Source organism: Bradyrhizobium genomosp. III (assembly GCF_000261705.1).
In the GTDB taxonomy this organism is placed as follows: Bacteria; Pseudomonadota; Alphaproteobacteria; order Rhizobiales; family Xanthobacteraceae; genus Bradyrhizobium; species Bradyrhizobium ottawaense.
The window spans coordinates 1-5,431 of record NZ_AJQF01000108.1; the positions used below are offsets into that span (position 1 = coordinate 1).

Consider the following 5,431-nt stretch of genomic DNA (forward strand, 5'->3'; position numbering starts at 1 on the left):
CTGGCTGGATTATCCCGAATATTACTTCTACTGGAATTTCCACGGCAACAACTCGATCTTCAACATCTCCTCTTACCAGAACAAGGAGATGGACGCGCTGATCGACAAGGCACGCTTCACCGCTGATACGGCCGAGTACGACCAGGCCGTGCAGGATTTCATTGCGCTCTGCATCCGCGACGTCCCGGTCGTTCCGCTCAACCAGCCAATCCACGACGTCGCCATGCAGAAGGGCATCACCGGCTACGAATTCTGGTTTCACCGCGAGCCGGATTACCGTCAGTATGCGAAAGGCTAAACCGCGATACGATCAGGACGAATCGTCATCGCGCTTTGGCTTTTTGTTTAAGCATGATCTTTTCGGAAAACCGCTGCGCACTTTTCCGGATCATTCTTTAGTCCTGACGGGCGAGGCTGATCGCGCCAGAACCCGCTCGGGCCTGCTCGATCGGAAATCCTCTTTCCAGACGCGTCGCGCTTGCGCGCAGCATCGCCGCATCGAGCCTGCCGTGCCGCAACCCGTCCAGAGCGCAGGCGAAGACGCGATAGAACTGCGCGCCGTCATAGGCGACCAGCAGCAGGTCGACGCCGGCATTGATCGCCTCGACCACGGCCTTGCAGACGTCGTTCTGGTAGATCGCACCCATCACGAGGTCGTCGGTCATCACCATGCCCTGGTAGCCCCATTTGTCCCGGAGAATGCCATCGACGACGCGCTTGGAATGCGAGGCGGCGCGGTCGGGATCGACCGCGGTCAGCGTGACATGCCCGACCATCAGCGCGCTGCGCGAATGCGACAGCACATCGCGGAACGGAAGCCAGTCGGAGGCTTCCAATTCCCCGACCGGCGTATCGAGATTGGCACTGAAATGATGCGTGTCGGTGCGGACGCGGCCGATGCCCGGAAAATGCTTGAGCGTGGCACCGACGCCGGATTCTTCCAGCCCGCGGACATAAGCGCTTGCGATCGTGCCGACGACAGCAGGATCGGTTGCAATTGCGCGCTGGCCGATCAGCGTGTGGAAATCGAGACGGTTGCGCCTCGCCGGCGGCTTGAGGTCGAGCACCGGCGCGAGATTGAGGTTGACGCCAAGCGCGCCGAGCTCGTGTCCGTGGATGCGGCCGAATTCTTCCGCTTTGGCCTGCTGGTCGTCGGGAGCCAGCCCGGTGAGCGTCGCCAGCGCCGGCACTTTGGTGAGCGGCGGGGCAAGGTGCCCGACGATGCCGCCTTCCTGGTCGGCGGCCACGACCAGCGGCGGCAGGCCCGCCGCGCGCCTGATATCCTGAAGCGCCGAGATTTCGGCACGTAGCGCCGCAATCGTCCGGCCCCGGATGTTGTGCCGGGTCACATAGACGCCGCCGATCAATCCCTGCTCGGCCAGCCGCGCGACCTCGGAAAACGAGGAATAGCCGACCATGAAATGAGGCCCGAGCTGTCGCGCCTCGGCGGCGCTTGCGCCGAGAACGTCGTGCTTGCGCAGCTCGAACTTCAGATGCGCGGCGGACATCAGGAGCGGCGGCAGGCACCAGAGCGTGACGAGCAGCTTGCCCGCGATAGTGCGCCACCGTTCTCCGCGCAGCAGGAGGATGACGATCACAAGGCTTGCGACGACAAGCGCGACGTTTCCGGCGCCCCGGAGCGCGACCAGATAGGGATCGTTCTTGTTCGCGGCCACGAATGCGACCAGGGGTGCGGCAAGCCAGAGCAGAATGAGACCGATACGGCGGAGGAATTGCATGATGCATCACGCGCTGGGAGTGGCGATGCTTCGCACCTATCAAAGCGATTTGCGCTCCGCGAGAGGCAAACGCGTGCCTGCACGAAATCTGCAAAAGACTCCTGAAACCGTGCAGACGATGATCCCGGCTTCTGCACAAGCACCGTTCAGACTTCGTGATGCCACCCATCACGAAAGGTCTTCTGGACATGACGAGCCTGGCTTCGACGATCGTAGAGGAAATCAAGCCGATCGGTCATTCCTCGATCCCGGCCAAGCTCGGTCTCGCGCTGGTGCTGGCCGCACTCGCCGACTGGCTGTTCTACGGCCAGCGAATCGGGCTGTCGCTGACGCTCTTTGCGATCGCGCTCGCCGGCGTGTCGGTGCTCTTCAATCACGCGGCCCTAAACCTGCGGCGCGCCCTGATCGGCACAGCCATTCTCATCGCCGGCCTCGCACCGGCCGTCGAGGAGCTCAACGCGCTCTCGTTGCTGATCCTCGGCGCGGCGCTGCTTATCGCCCTGCTGCTGGCGACCAATCCGGAAGCGACCGGGCTCGCCGACCGCGTCCGCGCGCTGCGCAATTTCGTCCTGCTCGGGCCCTTCAGGTTCTTCCTCGATGCGCCCCAGGTGTTCAACGCGTCGGCGCTGACCCGCGGCATCGCGCGCTGGCTGCTCCCTGCAGCACTCAGCACGGTCTTCGTCGCGCTGTTCGCCGCGGCCAATCCGGTGATCGAGCAATGGGTGTTTATGCTCAATCCGAAACTCATCCTCCAATATATCAGCATCCCGCGCGTACTTTTCTGGGCCTTGATGCTGGCGCTGGTCTGGCCGTTCATCCATGTGCGCTGGCGGCGCAAGACGATCGTCACCACCGCCGTCGCGGACGGACCTGTGCCGCCGCCGCTCCCGCCTCTGGTCTCGGCGGAGTTTCTTGGTCCCTCCACCATCCTGCGCTCGCTGATCCTGTTCAACCTGCTGTTCGCGGCGCAGTCCATTCTCGACGGCATCTATCTCTGGGGCCATATGGCGCTGCCGGACAATCTGACCTATGCGGGCTATGCGCATCGCGGCGCCTATCCGCTGATCGTAACCGCCCTGCTCGCCGCGGCGTTCGTGCTGGTGGCGATGCGCCCGGGCGGGCCGGCCGAGAAATCGTCGGTGATCCGGCCGCTGGTCTATCTCTGGGTCGGCCAGAACGTCCTTCTCGTCGCCTCCTCCATCCTTCGCCTCGACCTGTATGTCGATATCTACATGCTGACTTACTGGCGGATCGCGGCCTTCATCTGGATGGGGCTGGTGGCGCTCGGATTGCTCCTGATCGTCGCCCGCATCGCGCTCGGCCGGTCCAACGGCTGGCTCGTGGGCGTCAATCTGACCGCGCTCGCGATCGTGCTGTATGGCTGCGCGCTGGTGAACTTCGACGCCTTCATTGCCGACTATAATGTGGCGCACAGCAAGGAAGCTTCAGGTAAAGGCGTGCAGCTCGACACCAATTATCTCCTCTCGCTCGGGCCGCAGGCGCTGCCTGCGATCGACAAGGCCATTGAACTCCTGGCGAACGCGAAGGGCAGCGATCTTTCGGCACGAGGCTACTGTCTTGTGTCCCGACGCGACCGCCTTGTAGAACTGCAGCGCCAGGATCTGGCCTGGCGGAGTTGGGGCTTTCGGAGCTGGCGGCTGCAGCGCAGGCTGGACGCGCAGGCGAAAGATCAGTCCGGCAGCCGGCCGGCAGGGTGAGCGGAGACTTTCTTGGCGCATCGCATTCTCATCGTCGACGACGAAGGCCATATCCGCGAGGTCATCCGCGTTGCGCTGAAGAAGGCCGGCATGGACGTGATCGAGGCCCGCGACGGCAAGGAGGCGCTCAGCCGCTTTGCCGCCGACAGGCCCGATCTGATCGTGCTCGACATCGGCATGCCCGAGTTCGACGGCCTCGATGTCTGCCGCGAGATCCGCAAGGCGTCCGACGTGCCGATCCTGTTCCTGTCGGCGCGCGACGAGGAGATCGATCGCATCCTCGGTCTCGAGATCGGCGGCGACGACTACGTGACGAAGCCGTTCAGCCCACGCGAGTTGGTGGCGCGGGTCAACGTCATCCTGCGCCGGCTCAGCCCGCGCAATGGCGAGGCCAAGGCGGGCCCGGCCGCGCTGTCGCAAGGCGGCCTGCTGATCGATCCCGAGCAGCATGTCGCGACCTTCGCCGGCACGCCGCTGAAGCTGACCGCGATCGAGTTCGGCATCCTCCGCGCGTTCCTGACCCGGCCAACTTCGGTGTTCAACCGGGAGCAGCTGATGCGGGCGGCCTATCAGCTCAACATCCAGGTCTCCGACCGCACCATCGACAGCCACATCCGCAACATCCGCGCCAAGCTCGCAGTGCTGGCCTGCGACAACGTGATCGAGACCATCCACGGCGTCGGCTTCAAGCTCGGCCGCTGCGAGAAAGCGGCATGAGCGCGGCGCCCGACAAATGGCGGCCCTCGCTCGCCCTCGTGATCTTCACGGTGCTGACCACCGTTGGCGTGCTGCCGCTGGTCGGCCTGTTCTTCTTCCGCCTTTACGACAACCAGCTGATCCGTCAGACCCAGGCCGAGCTGATCGCGCAAAGCCGCGTGCTGGCGACGATCTATGCGCAGGAGGTCACGGCCAGGCTCGACAGCGGCCTGACGCTCGGCGCCGAGGTGCCGCCGAACGTGCTGCCCGACCCCGGCGACCAGGTCACCCCGATCCGCCCCGCGCTCGACCTCACCGCCAACGATCTGCTGCGGCGGCGACCGGATGCGCAGGCCGCGCCTCATCCGGCGCAGGCGGCCTATATCGAGATCGGCGCAAGACTGTCGCCGATCATCCGCGAGACCCAGAAGGTGACGCTGGCGGGCTTTCGTATCCTCGATCCGCAAGGCGTCGTTATCGCCGGGCGGCAGGAGGTCGGCCAATCGCTCGCCCATATCGAGGAGGTCGCCGACGCGCTGCACGGGCAGTATCGGGCCACCTTGCGCAACCGCGTGCCGGACAAGCCGCCGCCCCCGATCTATTCCTTCAGCCGCGGCCTCGGCGTGCACGTGTTCTCGGCAATGCCGGTGATCGTCAACAACCGCGTCGCGGGCGTGATCTACACCACGCGGACGCCGAGCAACATCTTCGACCATCTCTACCAGGAGCGGGCAAAGTTCGTGCTGGCGGGGCTCGCCGTGATCCTCGGCACGATCGCGATCGGCCTCGTGTTCTCGCGCACCATCACCCTGCCGATGCGCGAGCTGATCGACCGCGCCGCGCGGATCGGCCGCGGCGACCGCGAGGCCTTCCAGCCGCTTCGGCATTACGGCACGCGTGAGTTCGCCCAGCTCTCGCACAGCTTCCTCGGCATGGCCGAGCAGCTGGCGCGACGTTCCGACTATATCGCGACGTTCTCGGCCCATCTCACCCACGAGCTGAAATCGCCGCTGACCTCGATCAAGGGCGCGGCCGAGCTGCTGCAGGATTCCTATCAAGGCAGGTCAGACGGACTGACGCCGGCCGAGCAGAAGACATTCATCGCCAACATCCTGTCCGACACTCAGCGGCTGGAAGCGATGGCGCAGCGGCTGCGCGATCTGGCGCGCGCCGAGAGCCTGCCGCAGAACGAGCGCACGGAGCTGGCGCCCGTGATCGCCGACCTCAGGAACAGGTTTCCGGCCAGCTCCATCGAGGCCAGCGGCAGCCTCGACCGCC

At 64.9% G+C, this 5,431-nt stretch carries 4 protein-coding genes and 1 pseudogene; 4 read left to right on the plus strand and 1 reads right to left on the minus strand.

The genetic code is table 11. The features are described from left to right. Nucleotides 1-298, plus strand: a pseudogene (locus tag IC66_RS0110315) (ABC transporter substrate-binding protein); the annotation flags it as partial. Between the two features lie 97 nt (nucleotides 299-395). Here the strand turns inward: IC66_RS0110315 and IC66_RS0110320 are convergent. Beyond that, complete coding sequence (locus tag IC66_RS0110320; protein ID WP_038947559.1) at nucleotides 396-1,739, minus strand: glycoside hydrolase family 3 N-terminal domain-containing protein; 1,344 nt, start codon at nucleotides 1,737-1,739, stop codon at nucleotides 396-398. Between the two features lie 188 nt (nucleotides 1,740-1,927). On the opposite strand from IC66_RS0110320, the gene IC66_RS0110325 reads away from it, so the two are divergent. The 3 genes from IC66_RS0110325 to IC66_RS0110335 all read left to right on the plus strand — a co-directional run. Next, complete coding sequence (locus IC66_RS0110325; protein ID WP_049806503.1) at nucleotides 1,928-3,457, plus strand: DUF4153 domain-containing protein; 1,530 nt, start codon at nucleotides 1,928-1,930, stop codon at nucleotides 3,455-3,457. A 12-nt stretch (nucleotides 3,458-3,469) separates the two neighbouring features. Continuing rightward, nucleotides 3,470-4,174, plus strand: a complete 705-nt coding sequence (locus IC66_RS0110330) for a response regulator transcription factor (protein WP_038947561.1) — start codon at nucleotides 3,470-3,472, stop codon at nucleotides 4,172-4,174. Next, nucleotides 4,171-5,431, plus strand: a 1,261-nt coding sequence (locus IC66_RS0110335) for a histidine kinase dimerization/phospho-acceptor domain-containing protein (protein WP_038947562.1), incomplete at its 3' end; no start/stop codon positions are given. The genes IC66_RS0110330 and IC66_RS0110335, both read left to right, overlap by 4 nt.

What these genes read in the sequence shown, in the direction of transcription:
- IC66_RS0110320 (WP_038947559.1), bottom strand. Translation starts at nt 1,739, where the DNA reads ATGCAATTCCTCCGCCGTATCGGTCTCATTCTGCTCTGGCTTGCCGCA.
- IC66_RS0110325 (WP_049806503.1), top strand. Translation starts at nt 1,928, where the DNA reads ATGACGAGCCTGGCTTCGACGATCGTAGAGGAAATCAAGCCGATCGGT.